Origin of the sequence: Bacillus sp. FSL R10-2201 (assembly GCF_038008665.1) — a bacterium.
In the GTDB taxonomy this organism is placed as follows: Bacteria; Bacillota; Bacilli; order Bacillales; family Bacillaceae_G; genus Bacillus_A; species Bacillus_A mycoides.
Genome location: NZ_JBBOZP010000001.1, coordinates 4551283 through 4565577 on the forward strand (window position 1 = coordinate 4551283; position 14295 = coordinate 4565577).

19 protein-coding genes and 2 pseudogenes are annotated in these 14295 nt (G+C 35.8%); 10 read left to right on the forward strand and 11 right to left on the reverse strand.

What is annotated here, in order from left to right; genetic code table 11:
• The first annotated feature begins 4 nt into the window (after positions 1–4).
• A complete protein-coding gene (locus NSQ69_RS23565) occupies positions 5–1258 on the forward strand; it encodes a glycosyltransferase family 39 protein (protein ID WP_063226024.1) in 1254 nt (417 codons plus the stop codon).
• A gap of 43 nt (positions 1259–1301) precedes the next feature.
• On the opposite strand, the gene NSQ69_RS23570 is transcribed toward NSQ69_RS23565, so the two are convergent.
• The 3 genes from NSQ69_RS23570 to NSQ69_RS23580 form a co-directional block, all read right to left on the reverse strand.
• Positions 1302–1919: a YwbE family protein gene (locus NSQ69_RS23570; RefSeq protein ID WP_050000947.1), complete on the reverse strand. Its 618-nt coding sequence runs from the start codon at positions 1917–1919 to the stop codon at positions 1302–1304.
• A gap of 193 nt (positions 1920–2112) precedes the next feature.
• Positions 2113–2400: a hypothetical protein gene (locus NSQ69_RS23575; RefSeq protein ID WP_048517045.1), complete on the reverse strand. Its 288-nt coding sequence runs from the start codon at positions 2398–2400 to the stop codon at positions 2113–2115.
• Entirely contained in the window at positions 2355–2651 is a 297-nt protein-coding gene (locus tag NSQ69_RS23580) for a DUF3986 family protein (protein ID WP_002089138.1), read from the reverse strand. Before NSQ69_RS23580 ends, NSQ69_RS23575 begins: the two co-directional genes overlap by 46 nt.
• A gap of 120 nt (positions 2652–2771) precedes the next feature.
• Here NSQ69_RS23580 and NSQ69_RS23585 point away from each other — a divergent pair, with 120 nt between their 5' ends.
• From NSQ69_RS23585 to NSQ69_RS23595, 3 genes are read left to right on the forward strand one after another with little or no spacing between them, the layout of a single operon-like run.
• Complete coding sequence (locus NSQ69_RS23585; RefSeq protein WP_002089139.1) at positions 2772–3779, forward strand: ABC transporter substrate-binding protein; 1008 nt, start codon at positions 2772–2774, stop codon at positions 3777–3779.
• 11 nt (positions 3780–3790) lie between these two features.
• Positions 3791–4555 carry an ABC transporter ATP-binding protein gene (locus NSQ69_RS23590; protein ID WP_002015726.1) on the forward strand — a complete coding sequence of 255 codons (765 nt, stop codon included), beginning with the start codon at positions 3791–3793 and terminating at the stop codon, positions 4553–4555.
• On the forward strand, positions 4548–5354 hold the full coding sequence (locus NSQ69_RS23595; RefSeq protein WP_002129566.1) for an ABC transporter permease: 807 nt from the start codon (positions 4548–4550) through the stop codon (positions 5352–5354). Before NSQ69_RS23590 ends, NSQ69_RS23595 begins: the two co-directional genes overlap by 8 nt.
• Before the next feature lie 34 nt (positions 5355–5388).
• Here the strand turns inward: NSQ69_RS23595 and NSQ69_RS23600 are convergent, their stop codons facing one another.
• Positions 5389–5616, reverse strand: coding sequence for a hypothetical protein (locus NSQ69_RS23600; protein WP_002129567.1), 228 nt, complete (start codon positions 5614–5616; stop codon positions 5389–5391).
• Positions 5617–5842: 226 nt separating this feature from the next.
• Positions 5843–6961, reverse strand: a complete 1119-nt coding sequence (locus NSQ69_RS23605; RefSeq protein WP_002129569.1) for a hypothetical protein — start codon at positions 6959–6961, stop codon at positions 5843–5845.
• A 93-nt stretch (positions 6962–7054) separates the two neighbouring features.
• Between NSQ69_RS23605 and NSQ69_RS23610 the strand changes: the two genes are divergently transcribed.
• On the forward strand, positions 7055–7729 hold the full coding sequence (locus NSQ69_RS23610; RefSeq protein WP_002143495.1) for an HAD family hydrolase: 675 nt from the start codon (positions 7055–7057) through the stop codon (positions 7727–7729).
• Positions 7730–7837: 108 nt separating this feature from the next.
• Here the strand turns inward: NSQ69_RS23610 and NSQ69_RS23615 are convergent, their stop codons facing one another.
• From NSQ69_RS23615 to NSQ69_RS23625, 3 genes are all read right to left on the reverse strand, one after another.
• Positions 7838–8374 carry a DUF3267 domain-containing protein gene (locus tag NSQ69_RS23615; protein ID WP_050000943.1) on the reverse strand — a complete coding sequence of 179 codons (537 nt, stop codon included), beginning with the start codon at positions 8372–8374 and terminating at the stop codon, positions 7838–7840.
• Positions 8375–8482: 108 nt separating this feature from the next.
• On the reverse strand, positions 8483–8962 hold the full coding sequence (mutTA, locus tag NSQ69_RS23620; RefSeq protein WP_002015736.1) for an antimutator 8-oxo-(dGTP/GTP)ase: 480 nt from the start codon (positions 8960–8962) through the stop codon (positions 8483–8485).
• An 84-nt stretch (positions 8963–9046) separates the two neighbouring features.
• Positions 9047–9364 carry a hypothetical protein gene (locus NSQ69_RS23625; protein WP_002089150.1) on the reverse strand — a complete coding sequence of 106 codons (318 nt, stop codon included), beginning with the start codon at positions 9362–9364 and terminating at the stop codon, positions 9047–9049.
• 83 nt (positions 9365–9447) lie between these two features.
• On the opposite strand from NSQ69_RS23625, the gene ytzI reads away from it, so the two are divergent.
• From ytzI to NSQ69_RS23650, 5 genes and pseudogenes are all read left to right on the forward strand, one after another.
• Positions 9448–9597, forward strand: coding sequence for a YtzI protein (gene ytzI / locus NSQ69_RS23630; RefSeq protein ID WP_002129575.1), 150 nt, complete (start codon positions 9448–9450; stop codon positions 9595–9597).
• Positions 9590–9820 (forward strand): DUF3953 domain-containing protein, encoded by a 231-nt coding sequence (locus NSQ69_RS23635; RefSeq protein ID WP_048517047.1) that lies wholly within the window; start codon positions 9590–9592, stop codon positions 9818–9820. Before ytzI ends, NSQ69_RS23635 begins: the two co-directional genes overlap by 8 nt.
• A 13-nt stretch (positions 9821–9833) precedes the next feature.
• A complete protein-coding gene (locus NSQ69_RS23640; protein WP_002089156.1) occupies positions 9834–10064 on the forward strand; it encodes a DUF3953 domain-containing protein in 231 nt (76 codons plus the stop codon).
• A gap of 340 nt (positions 10065–10404) precedes the next feature.
• Positions 10405–10638, forward strand: a complete 234-nt coding sequence (locus tag NSQ69_RS23645) for a hypothetical protein (protein ID WP_002129577.1) — start codon at positions 10405–10407, stop codon at positions 10636–10638.
• A gap of 29 nt (positions 10639–10667) precedes the next feature.
• Positions 10668–10890: pseudogene (locus tag NSQ69_RS23650) on the forward strand (hypothetical protein).
• Between the two features lie 31 nt (positions 10891–10921).
• On the opposite strand, the pseudogene NSQ69_RS23655 reads toward NSQ69_RS23650, so the two are convergent.
• From NSQ69_RS23655 to NSQ69_RS23665, 3 genes and pseudogenes are all read right to left on the reverse strand, one after another.
• Positions 10922–11392: pseudogene (locus tag NSQ69_RS23655) on the reverse strand (DMT family transporter); the annotation flags it as partial.
• A 127-nt stretch (positions 11393–11519) separates the two neighbouring features.
• A complete protein-coding gene (locus tag NSQ69_RS23660) occupies positions 11520–12950 on the reverse strand; it encodes an IS4 family transposase (RefSeq protein WP_341099459.1) in 1431 nt (476 codons plus the stop codon).
• 128 nt (positions 12951–13078) lie between these two features.
• A complete protein-coding gene (locus NSQ69_RS23665; protein ID WP_341099458.1) occupies positions 13079–14251 on the reverse strand; it encodes an MDR family MFS transporter in 1173 nt (390 codons plus the stop codon).
• Positions 14252–14295: the final 44 nt, after the last annotated feature.

Below are 14295 nucleotides of genomic sequence, written 5' to 3' on the forward strand. Positions count from 1 at the left end.
ATTTTTGTTAAATAAGTTTAAAAATTTGCCTAAAGCGGTATATGTAATTTTGGCGCTTTCTTTCCTGTTGCACGTTTTTTGTCTAGTAAAACAACCAGGATTAAATGGAGAGGTAGTCAAAGTAACATATGGTGCAAATGATGCGTTCAACTATTCGTTAACAGCTGAACAGTTACTAAAACACGGTGTCTTCGGATATGTTTATTTGGAGCCTAGTGAAGTTCCTGGAAAAAATGCATACATCACACCAGGTCAGCCGCTATTATTAGCTGGCGCTATGATTATTTCTGATGTTACATCACTTCCTTACTATTACGTGGCAACTGTTATTAATATGATACTGAACCTCGGCACAGTGTTATTAGTATTCTTAATAGGGAAAGAGTTATTTGAAAAGAATATTTATGGAATTGTCGCAAGTATTTTATATGCTATTTATCCAAGTAACTATACATACTTCCGTACATTACTAACAGAAGTTCCTTCAATATTCTTATTATCGTTAAGCGTGTATGTATTTGTTCTCGCATGGAAATACAATAAAGCAAAATTCCATATATGGTTTGGAATTGTTGTTTCCATTTTACTTATGTTCCGCCCAAATCCAGCTCCAATGATGCTCATTCCTGTTCTTGTCGTCTTGTTCACATATGGATTTAAAGACTCAATTCGAATTGGATTATTATGGCTCATTGGCCCGTTCTTTATTATCGGTGCCTGGGTTGTTCGTAACTATTTAGCGTTCAATCAATTTATTTTATTCTCAACCCAAGGTGCGGACCCATTAATTGCCGGTGCAGATCCATTTAACAAAATTGGCTATGAAAATGTAGTTAACCAAATGAAAGCCCAGGGCTTAGATGATAAAAATGCATATGCAAAAGATTTAATCAAAAATGGATTTAAAACGGACTTCACATATTGGTTCTCTTGGTTCACTGTCGGTAAAACAATTGAGTTATTCAAAACAGCTCCTGCTGTAGACCAATACCATATTCATAAATTTATGCAAATGTGTCATAGAGTCTTCATCATAGGCACATTCTTGAGCAGTTTCTGTTTCATGCTAAATTCATTTAAGCATAAGCGCGTTATGATGCTAGTAGCAAGTTCTGTTATTTACATCATCTTCTCAAACTTATTCTTAGCGATTAATCGCTACGGATTTTTCATTAACCCTCTTATGTGCTTAATTCTTGCATACGGGTTAGTTTACGCTGTGCAGAAGCTTCCATTTTTCCGCACTAGTCAAGCATAATAAAAAAAGAGGTCGTCCAAAAATGGACGACCTCTTTTTTTATTTATCCAACACTTTGAACACGGCCAATTTGTCCATCTTGTAATCGGACTTTAATTCCGTACGTATGTGTTTCCGTGTTTGTTAAAATATCTTTCACAACACCGCTCACTGTTTTACTATAATCTTTATCTAATTGAATAACTACATGTGAACCAACCGAAATTTGTGATCTTGTCGGTTTCCCACCTCTTGCTTCTGTTGTTTTTTCTTGTTTCTGTGTTCTCTCTTGTTGTGCCGACTGCTGTTGCTGAGCCTTCTGCTCTTCTTGCTTACGTTTCTCTTCCTCTACTCTTTGCTGCTCTTCTTGCTTACGTTTTTCTTCCTCTACTCTTTGTTGCTCTTCTTGCTTACGCTTTTCTTCTTCTATTTTTTGTTGCTCTTCTTGCTTACGTTTCTCTTCCTCTACTCTTTGCTGCTCTTCCTGCTTACGTTTTTCTTCCTCTTCCTTTTGCTGCTCTTCTTGTTTGCTTTCCTCTTCTACCTTCTTATCTTCTTCAACTTTCTTCTCATCTATTTTCTGTTCTTCCGCTACCTTCAGCTTTTCCTCTTCATCTTTACAAGCTGTTAAAACAACTACACATAAGCCCGTAAGTAAAAATAATAATAATTTTTTTAACATTAAAAAATCCTCCTATATATACATTACAAATAATGACCTTTAATAGAATAACAAATATGTATGAATCCCTTTGTCGTAATTTGTCGTATATATTGGATTTTCCATGTAACACTACATGCTCCAAATAGAGAAGAACCTGTCGTGTGACAGGTTCTTCTCGTTATTTATTAGGATACGATGATTAGCATGTTTACTATACAAGAGGAAGCATCCATATTTTCCATATGATACTTACGATTACTATAAGTACAAAATCAAACAAATCTAATCTCGGACCCTTTTTCATAGTCATGTCTAGCCACATATAAATCCATTTCATTTCCTTATATTTATGAATATTTTTCTTTGCGAATCGGTAAGTAAGCACTTGCATGATGTAAATTCCAATTACGCAAATAAGCAATAAGATGAGAAATTCAAATACAAAATTCCTCCCTATTTTTGAAGCGTTCTTTCTACTATACGGTTCTTCAAAACCCATTCCTCAAACTGAGCACTTCCAAATTCCCAGCTCAAATCACGAGCATGTACAGAAAAAACGTAATAACCAGCATATTCGTCCATAAACCGACCTGTCTCTATCTCCTCTTTCTGAAGACCGTATACTCCAAAATTAAAATACACATCCCACACGTCTTCATGCTTCCTCTTATAAGCAATCGATTCCATATCACATTCAGTTCCGAAATAATCAAGATGTAAATGTACGCTATCATCGTATTCGTAATCCATTTTATCACCCCTTATATTTGTACTTCTTTACTACCCAAAAAATTCCTGCTATATATACTCACATATGGGCACTTACCTACATATTATGCTTGTAGATTGACTTCTAGGAGGTGTCATATAGTGAAAAAATTAATAACCGTTTTTTGCATCATGTTACTAGCTGTTTTCACATTCGCTGCTTGTAGTAGTACAAAGGAAAGTACGAAAGAACAAGCTCAAAAAATTCGCGTTGGCGAAGTTACACACTCTCTTTTCTACGCACCATTATATGTTGGAATTGAAAAAGGATTTTTTAAAGATGAAGGCTTAAATATTGACTTACAAACAACAGCTGGCGGAGATAAAACGATGACCACCCTTTTATCTGGCGGAATTGATATTGCTCTCGTTGGTTCAGAAACGTCTATTTATGTTCATCAACAAGGAGCAAAAGATCCTGTCATTAATTTTGCACAGCTTACACAAACAGATGGCACATTTTTAGTTTCCCGTAAAAAATTAGACTCTTTTAATTGGAACGACGTAAAAGGCGTTACGTTTTTAGGACAGCGTAAAGGCGGCATGCCGCAAATGGTTGGTGAATACGTTTTAAAGAAAAATGGCATTGACCCTCGCAAAGATACGAACTTAATTCAAAATATCGAGTTTGCTAATATTGCAAATGCCTTTGCATCTGGTACGGGAGAATTTGTACAGCTCTTTGAACCGACTGCAAGTATACTTGAAAAAGAAGGAAAAGGTTATATCGTCGCGTCTTTCGGAGCTGAATCTGGTACTGTCCCTTATACAACGTTTATGGCAAAAGAAAGTTTCTTAAAGAAAGATAAAGCTGCTGCAGAAAAATTCACGCGCGCACTATATAAAGCACAGCAATGGGTTGATACACATAGTCCAGAAGAGATTGCCGATGCCGTTTCACCACTATTTAAAGACACTTCAAAAGACATTTCAGTAAAAGTAATTGAGCGCTACAAAAAACAACATTCTTATGCGACAAATCCATTATTAGATGATGCAGAATGGAAACAACTCCAAACGATTATGAAAGAATCTGGTGAATTACAAAAAGAAGTTCCACATGAAGCGCTCGTCAATACAAAAATTGCCGAAAGCGTTATTAAGAAATAGAGGCGAAGTGTATGAGCTTTTTACAAATACGTAACGTTTCTCACTGCTTTTTTGCAAAAGAAAATGCCAAACTTATTCTTGAAGATATGAGTTTGCAAGTAGACGAAGGCGAATTTATTTCAATCCTTGGTCCAAGTGGTTGCGGAAAAACAACGCTCCTCTCCATCATCGCAGGTCTACTCGATCCAATTGAAGGTATCGTATTTTTAGATGGTGAACCGATTACAAGTAAGACCCCCTCTATGGGCTATATGCTCCAGCAAGATTACTTGTTTCCGTGGAAAACAATTGAAGAAAATATTATGCTCGGACTTCATATTCGGAAGGTTTATGATGAAAATACGAAAGAACATACATTAAAGCTTTTAAAACAAGTCGGCCTATATGATATAGAACAGCAATACCCTCGTGAACTATCCGGTGGTATGCGCCAACGTGCTGCACTCGTTCGAACATTAGCGACCGACCCAAAAATTTTATTGTTAGATGAACCATTTTCCGCTCTTGATTATCAAACAAAATTAAAACTAGAAGATCTCGTCTTCACATTACTACGTAACTATAAGAAAACATCCCTACTTGTGACACATGATATTGAAGAAGCAATTGCGATGAGTGATCGTATTTATTTACTGCAGGCGAACCCTGGAAAAATCGCAAAAACATTCATCGTCCCAGAAAGTATCCGTTCCTTATCGCCGTTAGAAGCACGCCACCACCATGACTTCCCATCCCTCTTCCAAGAAATATGGAAGGAGCTGGAACGACTTGGATAATATAAAACAACTACATGAACAGTTTCGAAAAAAAGAAAGACAACATGCATGGTTAGCTCGCTCTTTACAACTTGTACTTCTTGTTCTTTTCTTTGCACTATGGGAAATAGCTAGTAAAAAAGAATGGATTGATCCTTTACTCTTTAGTTCTCCTTCAAGTATTTGGGATCTCTTTTTAACGAAATGGATTGACGGTTCACTTTTGGTCCACATATGGACGACATTACTTGAAACAGGAGTAGGTTTTATTCTCGGAACTGTACTTGGAGCTATTATTGCTACTCTCCTTTGGTGGATGCCACTTTTGGCCCGCGTACTTGATCCTTATCTCGTCGTCCTAAATGCAATGCCAAAAGTTGCACTCGGTCCAATCATCATTGTTATTTTCGGTCCAAATATTTCATCCTCTATCGCAATGGGGGTAATCATCTCTATCATCATTACCATTCTCGTTATTTACAGCGCATTTCAAGAAGTCGATTCCAACTATATTAAGGTCATGGACACATTTGGCGCAAATAAATGGCAATGCTATAAGCACGTTATTCTCCCTTCATCTTTCCCTGCAATTATTTCAACGTTAAAAGTGAATGTTGGCTTATCATGGGTCGGTGTTATTTTCGGGGAACTCCTCGTTTCTAAACAAGGACTTGGCTATTTAATTAGCTACGGATTCCAAGTCTTTAACTTCACACTCGTCTTGCTCAGTGTATTGCTCACTTGCGTCCTCGCAACTCTTATGTATGTATTTGTCGAGGCATTTGAAAAACTCCTTATTGGAAAACGAAAAAAAAGCTGACTTAGAGCGATATGCTAGAGTCAGCTTCTTTCTCTTACCTTTTATCACACATTTTCGAATCGTCTGCAATATTCCCATTAGCAACCGTAACTGTATGGAAACAATCTTTCACACGCACCGTAACGACATTATCTTTTCGATCAATAATATGATAATCATTAAACTCTTTATTTAATGCACTACGAATTTGCTCCCCTTCAAAAATCGGAAAACCGTGAGACATTACCCAAATGAGACCAGCAACAGCAAGAATCGTTTTCATACGTTTCATTACCTCCTCGAGAGTAAACTTATAGCCCCTATACTATGCGCATTATAATTGTGTCTAATTTGTGACGTTTTTATACTAATTCTATTTTAATGATTCAGTTCCTTCTTCTTTTTTTAAAAAAGACAGAATTTTCAATTTTATCAACATGAAGAAACGCAAAGAACTACAATTCTTCACGTTTTCCCTTGGCTAAAATATATCGAACACATAATTCGCATTAGTGTCCACTTGGTTGTTCCATCGTTTTCGACACATTATATAACCCAGCTAACACTTCCGCTCTCATTTTTACAAGCTCGGAGAATTGATAGAAGAAGGCAATTTTTTTATATTTTAATTCTGTTCCTTCTTTCACCTTTTTTGAATCTTGTAAAATAAACGCTGTAAATGTATCCGCAATATCCTCTGCTACATTTGTCGTCCCATACAGTGAAACAAACTCACCATGCTTTTCCTTAAAAAATTCAATTTGAGCTTCTTCGCTTTCTTCCACTTTCTTTTCTGTCCACTCCTGGTCAATTGGTTTCCAGAAAGAATTATAAAATTGATTTATATAAGAGCTCTCCTTCGCACATCCTTCTTGTAAGAAAAGAGATTTACATTTATTTTGGTATGATGAAATATCTTTATCTTCTTCAAAAGCCTTTAAGTACTTTTCATTTACTGGTATTTGTTTATGTCCCAGTGTCAATACGTGAGCCGTCTCATGTATTAATGTTTTCATCACTTGATCGATATTTACTGCAGAATCAAGCGTATCTAAGCTAATGGTCCACTCTTTCGGATACTCCATACTCGGCATAACATGAGCGACAATTCCATCGTATCCATCTGTTACCATATCAAACTCTTTTATGTCAGTGCGATACTTAGCAGGAATAAGCGTGCTATACATCTCCCATAACGATTCATGATAATCCCTATCTTGACGTTGCTTTAATACTTCTTCTTTCGCGTCCTTATCCTCCGCAAAAGCCTTATTCAATCGTTTGCGATCTAGTTTATCGAAATAAGGATCTACAATTTCATCACCATCAATATAATAAGAAGCTAAAAAGAAATAATTTTCATCATCCTTTTTTTTCATTTCTGCTTCTTTCATATCGTTACTTGAATGTCCTTCTAAATCATAATCCTCTAGTACTTCAAGTTCTGAAAGTCCATCTATCTTTTTATATACTTTTTGAAGTGTTTTATCACCTATTTGTGTGCATTCTTCTGTCGTTTCGCACACATCTTTTTTCTCTCTTTTCGAAGTTTGCTCCGACATATCACATCCAGCTACTAAGCCCATTGAAATCATAAAACACATTAACTTGCCATACAGTTTCTTCATACGTCCCTCCATTATTCCATTCTACAAAAATATCATAATCATTTTTTAACGAATATGCGATAATTAATTATAAAAACTGTATGGAGGTTTCCCATGATTCGAGCAGTCTTATTTGACTTAGATGGAACACTATTAGATCGTCGTCAATCTTTAGAGCAATTTATTCGTGATCAATATAATCGCTTCGCCTTTCATTTGATAAACATAGAAAAATTCGAGTATTGCTCTCGTTTTCTCGAACTCGACAATAATGGTTACACGTGGAAAGATAAGGTATATTCCACTCTCCTTTGCGAATACAACATTACCACTTTAACGCAAGAGCAACTGCTGCACGACTACATTACAAACTTCCAACATCATTGTATTCCTTTCCAAAACATGCATGAACTACTTCAACAATTAAAACAGCGAAACATTAAAATTGGTATTATTACAAACGGCTTTACTAAATTTCAGATGAGCAACCTTCGAGCACTAAACATACATACGTATACAAGCACGATTCTTGTTTCAGAAGCAGAAGGAATTAAAAAGCCTCACCCTGAGATTTTCGAACGGGCTTTACAAAAGCTAAACGTAAAAGCAGAAGAATGCCTTTACGTTGGGGACCATCCAGAAAATGATGTGCTTGGTTCTGAACAAGTAGGGATTCTTGGCGTTTGGAAGAGAGATTCATTTTGGGGTGACTTTGAACATTCACGTGTGGTGGATGATTTGTTAGAGGTGCTTTCGTTTTTAGAGGTGGAGAGAAAAACAAGACGATAGTAAATGAAATTTCACTTTATCAGCGATTCAACAAGAAACATCGGCTTACCGACAAAAGCTGACAAACAAAAAAGAGGCCATTTTTCAAAAATGCCTCCTCTTCCTTTATTATTCATATACTGTAAACTGCGGTTTGCTCGGATGATCTTTAACTAGCGCATCATCTGGAAACTTTGAAACTTTTTTATATAAAGCAATGTCACCGATACAACCTGCTGTTAGTAGAATCCCTAAAAATGAGAGTGGCTCCAGATTCATAGCTAATCCCAATACAATTGGTAAAATTCCAGTTGGTAAAAACGGAAGCATTAACACTGTCTTCATTTTCTTTACTGTAATCACCTGTTTAGAATGAGCATATGCAGCACCTAATTTCCAATTGACGCCCCATTTTAGTTCACTCCACGGAACACCTCCGATATAACGAAATCCAATTAAATGTATTGCCTCATGAATACAAACGAGAATAATCATTCCAATAATCAAAAGAAACATAATCGGCAATGTAATTTCAATTTGAAACTCACCTGAAAAAAGCGCATGTAAATAACCAATTCCAATCGCCAGAGCAAATATTATAAAAAATGAATAAATATTTAATTTAACCATTGAAACAGAGACAGTTGTTTCTTTTCTGTTATCCACCTTTTCACCTCCTAAAATGTAAATATATCTTTACAAAATTGTATAATATACCCAAAATAATATAAAGATATATTTACATTTTGAACATAAAAAAAGAAACCGGCCATTTTACTTCGTAAAACAGCCGATTTCTTCTATATGTTTCATCGTACGCGCTAATACATCATCGCGCATAATAAAGCTAAATTTTCTATCAGTTTTAATATTATCAGGAATGTCTTTTAATAACACAGACCCTTTCGTTTCTTCGTAATGCGTATGTTGCTCTACCGCACTAATTGTTGCAAAATAAATGTTTTTAATGATTATTTTGTCTTTTCCGGATACTTTGTATTGCCCTAAGTAAGTTAAATCAGAAACTATGCCGCCGGTTTCCTCATGAACTTCTCGAACTGCCGCTTCTTCCGGTGTTTCCCCGAGTTCTACTTTACCACCTGGAAATTCAAGACCACGGCGTAAATGATGCGTTAATAACCATTGATCCCCGTACCGGCATACAACCCAAACATGCTTTGGCTCAGGAGAAAATGGGTAACGTTCAAACGATAATTGTACAGTGTTGTGGTAATAATCTTTAAATTTGTACATGCCATTACTCCCCTATTGATGATTACAAGTTTTTCCTACCACAAATTGTAGCATATTCTCGCTTTTCTGCATAATATTATCCAATTACAATCCATTGATTATTCCCATTTGTGCGACTAATTCTTTCGTTTCATGATTCCCTAGATCATAAATCATTTTATATGCTTTTTGTAGTTGTTCATCATATCGATCATTATTCGAATCGTGATGATACTCAACGAATGGAACGTGAGAGCGTACATACGAACCTAAGTCCTCTTCATACGCTTGATCAAAATACTCTCTTAACTCCGTAATCTCTTCGTCATTTGCATAAATTTCAAAATTATACGTATCCGCCGTCTTCACTTGCGAAATTTGACCATTTCCAACTGATATATAATATGTTTTTTTATTCTCCATGTAACACCCTTCTTTCATCCTTTTAATTTCTATTGTTTTCATCAATTACAAAATTATGTAAAATAAAGAAAAGGAGGGATTTCATGCTCAAAATATTAATTATCGGCATTATAATCGTACTGATCGTATTAGTACTCTCCGTTATGACGATTAATAAAGGCTATTCTTACAAACATTCGATTGATAAACCAGAAGATAACCCTTATACAAAAAACAGTAAAGAGCATTCATAATATACTACGCATTTTAATCGCACTCAGTGTCATCATCATATCCGCTATTAGTTTACTGACAGGTCAAAATAACTTTCTACCACTTTCACAATTTCTATTAGGAGCTTTAATGTTTCTCATCGCAATTGAGCAAATAAAAAAGAAGGATTCAGGAACCGGATTTATTTGCATTGTTGCTGGTGCTTTCATTTGGCTTGTTTTTATCATTACCTACATAAAATAGAGGAGGGTCTTTTATGCTGAAAGGATTACGGATTACTTTATCACTTATTGCTTTATCTATAGCAATCTATAGCTTTTTTACTGGTAATAGGGAAATCATGCCTTATATGTTCATCTTTTTAGGGGGGATGGCTTTCATTATTAGTATAGAGGAAATCTTAAAACAGCAAAAAGGTGGTAGCATACTTGCTCTGTTAGCAGGAGCTGTTGCTTTATTTCTTGGCTTCTCAGAAATATTTCGATAAATAGTCTCTTTAAAGGAGGAATTCGATGCTAACTGGAATACGCTATTTTTTCATGCTTCTCACAATCTCTCTTTGCACTTATTCTCTTGCTACCGATAATTTCACACTTCTCCCATACATGCAATTTGCTCTCAGTTGTTTCTTTATTCTTCTAGGAATTAATGAACTGAAATCCGGAAGAAAATCAATGGGTATCTCGCATTTTTTCGTTTCTATTCTTATGCTCTTCATTGTAATATCGAACTACCTTCGTTACATGTAGAATGAAACTTTAAATACCAACTACGAACTGTTATTACATTGAAGGCTAATTTAAAACTACAAGAAGATAGGTGGTAGTATGCTAAAAACATTTCGCATCATATCCGCTCTTATTGTCATCTCTCTCGCTCTATATGGAATATCTACAAACCCGCTTGTTACGATGCCCTATATGCTTATTGCCTTATCTATTATGACTTTCATCATGAGCGCAGAAGAAAAACAGAAAGGAAAGAAAGTACATAGTACACTCTCCTTCTTTTCTGGCGTATTTACTTTAATCGTCGCTATTATAATTATTATCTCCAGGTAACTAACTCTTTCTACTTAAAAGGGGCTAAAATGCACATAAAACAAATACAACTAATCATCGTTTTTATTACTTTGATTCTATGTTTATACAGTACATTTACAATGCCATACAAATCTTTTCACCTACCATTTGTATGGCATTTTAGTAGGAATTGAGACGATTCAAAAACAACAAAAACAAATTGGAGCTATTAGCATCGGTTTAAGTCTTTTTACGATTGTTTTTGTTATTCCATTTATACTGTTCTTCTAAAGGAGGATTTCATGTTAAAAAACATTCGAATTATAATAGCGACTACTATCGTTCCCACTGTCCCAATTCCAGTAAATACTGCATATGCCGTTCCAATTGGGATTCTTTTAGTTGCTTCAATTAATAGATGAAAGCTAGATAAAATTGCAATAAGTGTCAAAATACTCATCGAATTTGTTTTTAATCCTGTTGCCCAATATATTTCGATTAAGCCTCCAAATACTAAATACAGCCACGCCCTATTTGTACTAATCTCCTTTTTCTTTTTCACTTCTTCTTTTACCTCTTGTCGCATTTCTTGTTTTGAAGAGCTACGTTTCTTTTTCGGAAAAAGAATGTAAGACATCGCCCATATAAAATGAATCATAAGTACCGATGTCCAAACACTGACAATGGTATTAATAGTTTCATTTTTATAAAAGCCTATTTGTTTATTCAAAATCCATTCTTTCATATGAAGAATATAAGATCCACTTGGTAACTCTTGAGCTGGTACAAGCCCATCGCTATCAAGCTAAGCTTATGCAAAGTCAATTTTAGGCGAGATTGTTTCTTTTTCTAAAGGGCAAGTGTAGGTGATTGAAAGATTTGCATACGAAATAAACCCTAACGGGTTTCACTTTTTTGAATTAAGCGGCTTGATTATCAGACATGGTACAATTGTAAACGACACCTAATATATCAAAGACCGTTTTTTTCTCATATCGATGAGATTTCCGCCCGTTTTGCTGTAGGAGATTGAACAGGCGGAGTAACACCTTTGATAGCTCTTGGGTGTTTTTTTGTATAGTTTGGAATAGAAGAAGAAAATAGTCTTTAATCATATATATGGCTTTATACTCACTAAGCTCTCGTTTTTTCTTCATGAGGAGCAATTGGCGCATTTGAAACATGATAGAAGAACAGAGTAGAATGGCAATCAATTGGCCATATAAATGGCACTCCAATCGTTCTGATTTTATCTTTTTACAATGATGGATTTGAAAGAATGACTTCCACGTTTTAAATAAAATTTCGATTTGCCAACGCAAAGAATACCAGTCATGTACCTGTCCCATCGGGACAATATCTGTAGAAGTGTTTGTCATATATACATTGATACCACTGAGTCGTTTACTACGAGGAGAATACTTCATTCCTTTCTTTTTTTCTCTTACAGCTTGATCTTGTAATCGTTTTTGTTGCTGTTGTTTTGTTAATCGATGGACAATTACACGAGCTGACACTTTATCAATCATTCCTACATAAGCATTAGCTATTTCCCATGTTTGTCCTGGCTGAAGGGAGTTCATTACCGTCTCCATATCTAACTGTATATACTCTGTACCTTTCTTAATTCTTCCATCTTGAAAATAATCAGGGTTAGGATTTTTTTGATAAATACGTGTATTCGACTTGATACGAGAAATATAGTAGGCCTCTTGATCTTGTATATATTGAAGGTCTTTTAAATGAAAATAACCTAAATCTCGGATACATAAATCATTCGCTGCCACAGTTGGGGCACACAGAGAGCCGTAAGTGCGATCATGTTGTTTACCTGGACCTGTATGAATATGTAGGAACTGTCCGCTTAACAAATCATACTCAAGCTGAATTTTTATCCGAGCTGTATGGCTGCATCCTCCTGCACCTGGATAAACCGATGAAAATACATCCGGGAGTTGAAATGCAGTTGAATCTAAGATACGAATACGCTTGAAAATAGAAGTATATGGAGAAGAAATTAGCTTAGCTGAAGATAACTTTTGGTTTAGAAGTTTGGCTAAAACTTGTTGTAGAAACTGGACGGCTGCGGCGTTAAATCTTTGATTTAGTCCTTCAGGACTGATGAGTACTTCTGTTGATACTTCTAAACAACTACATAACTGGGTTAAGGAAGTTTTTGCTACACTTTGGCTTAGCCATACGCATAAAGCTACTAACTCTTGTGCTTGATACTTACTTGTTCGCTGTACAAATCCAACATCTCTAGCTAGATTCTGTAAGGTATTTGGGGATAAAAGACTCTTTATCTCCTGTGCAAATAATTGTAAGTCGTCAGATACAGAATTAGACATACAAAAAACGCCATCCTTTCCTATAATTCTACAGTAAGAATAACGTCTTTTTTGCTTAATGAATAGTGTGAAACCTTAGCTTTATGGTAATGTGACCGTACCTCATGTAGTCACAGTTTTTATTTGTATTAAGACATTCGAAATGATTTGCCACGTAAAGCTGCTATGTAGCAAATAATAACTACTAAGCATAGGCTAACCATCACCAAATACAATTGTGGTGCAAAATGGATAATCAACCAGCCACCAAGCACTGGGCCTAAGAAGCCACCTAAGTTTTGAAATTGCATAAAACCAAGATATGTTGCTTTTTGATGCGCGGGTGCAATCATTTCGACTATAGCACTCGTCATTGGGAAAACAAAAATTTCACCAAGTGAGAACACAACCATACCGACAATAAAAAGTGTCCAATTATCAGCGAAGTGGAAGATTAACATACCAAGTGCTAATAGTCCGCCCCCGAAAATAAGACTTGTTTTGATTGCTACTTTTTCGCTTAAAATGCCGAGTGGCAATTGAAGAATTACGATTGTTGCAGCATTAATCACAATTAGAACTGAATATAATGCTACTCCGTCTGCCATAGTTAAATTAAGCAATTGTGGCATTGTTGCCTCTGTTTGCATATATACGAAATTGCAAATAACACTCGCAATAATGAGCAACATAAGTGTGCTATCTTGTAAAAGAACACGCATCAAGTCGCCAATATCTTGCGTAACATTGACCGTATTCTGCTCCTCTATAAGTCGTAAAGTGATGACTAAGAAAATCGCATACAATAAGTACATCGTTGCAGTAATAAGGAATGGAAAACTTATTGATGATGCTTTTGAAATGACAATACCGAGCAAAAGGCCGATCACAGCTGATAAATTGATGGCAGTATATCGAATTGAAAATAGGCGACGACGCCTATCTTCGTCAGTATAGTCAATCATCAAAGCTTGTGAAGCTGGTTCAAAAAATGCACGACAGATACCGTTGAGAGCATTGCATAGAACGAATATCCAAACAGAGTTTGCGAATGCAAAGCCATAAAAGACTATACTCCAACAGAACATCGATATGATGATAATTTTTTTTCGGCCAAACCGGTCAGTAAAGAAACCACCGAAGAAGCCACCAAATGTCGCAGTCAATTGTGAAATACCGACTGCTAAACCAATCATAATTGGTGAGGCATGTAAATCATTTTGTAAATAAAGTGCTAAAAATGGTATCGTCATAAAGCTAGCTGTGCGGGCGAAGGTCGTACCACCGAGCAGCTGCCAGACGAGGGGGTGAAAATAATCCATAATAAAAACCTCCTGTATTAACATGCGTTTGCTTATGCTAGTAT

Coding starts and splice junctions, on each gene's coding strand:
- NSQ69_RS23570 (WP_050000947.1), bottom strand. CDS start 1,919: ATGTTAAAAAAATTATTATTATTTTTACTTACGGGCTTATGTGTAGTT.
- NSQ69_RS23575 (WP_048517045.1), bottom strand. CDS start 2,400: ATGGGTTTTGAAGAACCGTATAGTAGAAAGAACGCTTCAAAAATAGGG.
- NSQ69_RS23580 (WP_002089138.1), bottom strand. CDS start 2,651: ATGGATTACGAATACGATGATAGCGTACATTTACATCTTGATTATTTC.
- NSQ69_RS23590 (WP_002015726.1), top strand. CDS start 3,791: ATGAGCTTTTTACAAATACGTAACGTTTCTCACTGCTTTTTTGCAAAA.
- NSQ69_RS23600 (WP_002129567.1), bottom strand. CDS start 5,616: ATGAAAACGATTCTTGCTGTTGCTGGTCTCATTTGGGTAATGTCTCAC.
- NSQ69_RS23605 (WP_002129569.1), bottom strand. CDS start 6,961: ATGAAGAAACTGTATGGCAAGTTAATGTGTTTTATGATTTCAATGGGC.
- NSQ69_RS23610 (WP_002143495.1), top strand. CDS start 7,055: ATGATTCGAGCAGTCTTATTTGACTTAGATGGAACACTATTAGATCGT.
- mutTA (WP_002015736.1), bottom strand. CDS start 8,962: ATGTACAAATTTAAAGATTATTACCACAACACTGTACAATTATCGTTT.
- NSQ69_RS23625 (WP_002089150.1), bottom strand. CDS start 9,364: ATGGAGAATAAAAAAACATATTATATATCAGTTGGAAATGGTCAAATT.
- ytzI (WP_002129575.1), top strand. CDS start 9,448: ATGCTCAAAATATTAATTATCGGCATTATAATCGTACTGATCGTATTA.
- NSQ69_RS23640 (WP_002089156.1), top strand. CDS start 9,834: ATGCTGAAAGGATTACGGATTACTTTATCACTTATTGCTTTATCTATA.
- NSQ69_RS23645 (WP_002129577.1), top strand. CDS start 10,405: ATGCTAAAAACATTTCGCATCATATCCGCTCTTATTGTCATCTCTCTC.
- NSQ69_RS23660 (WP_341099459.1), bottom strand. CDS start 12,950: ATGTCTAATTCTGTATCTGACGACTTACAATTATTTGCACAGGAGATA.
- NSQ69_RS23665 (WP_341099458.1), bottom strand. CDS start 14,251: ATGGATTATTTTCACCCCCTCGTCTGGCAGCTGCTCGGTGGTACGACC.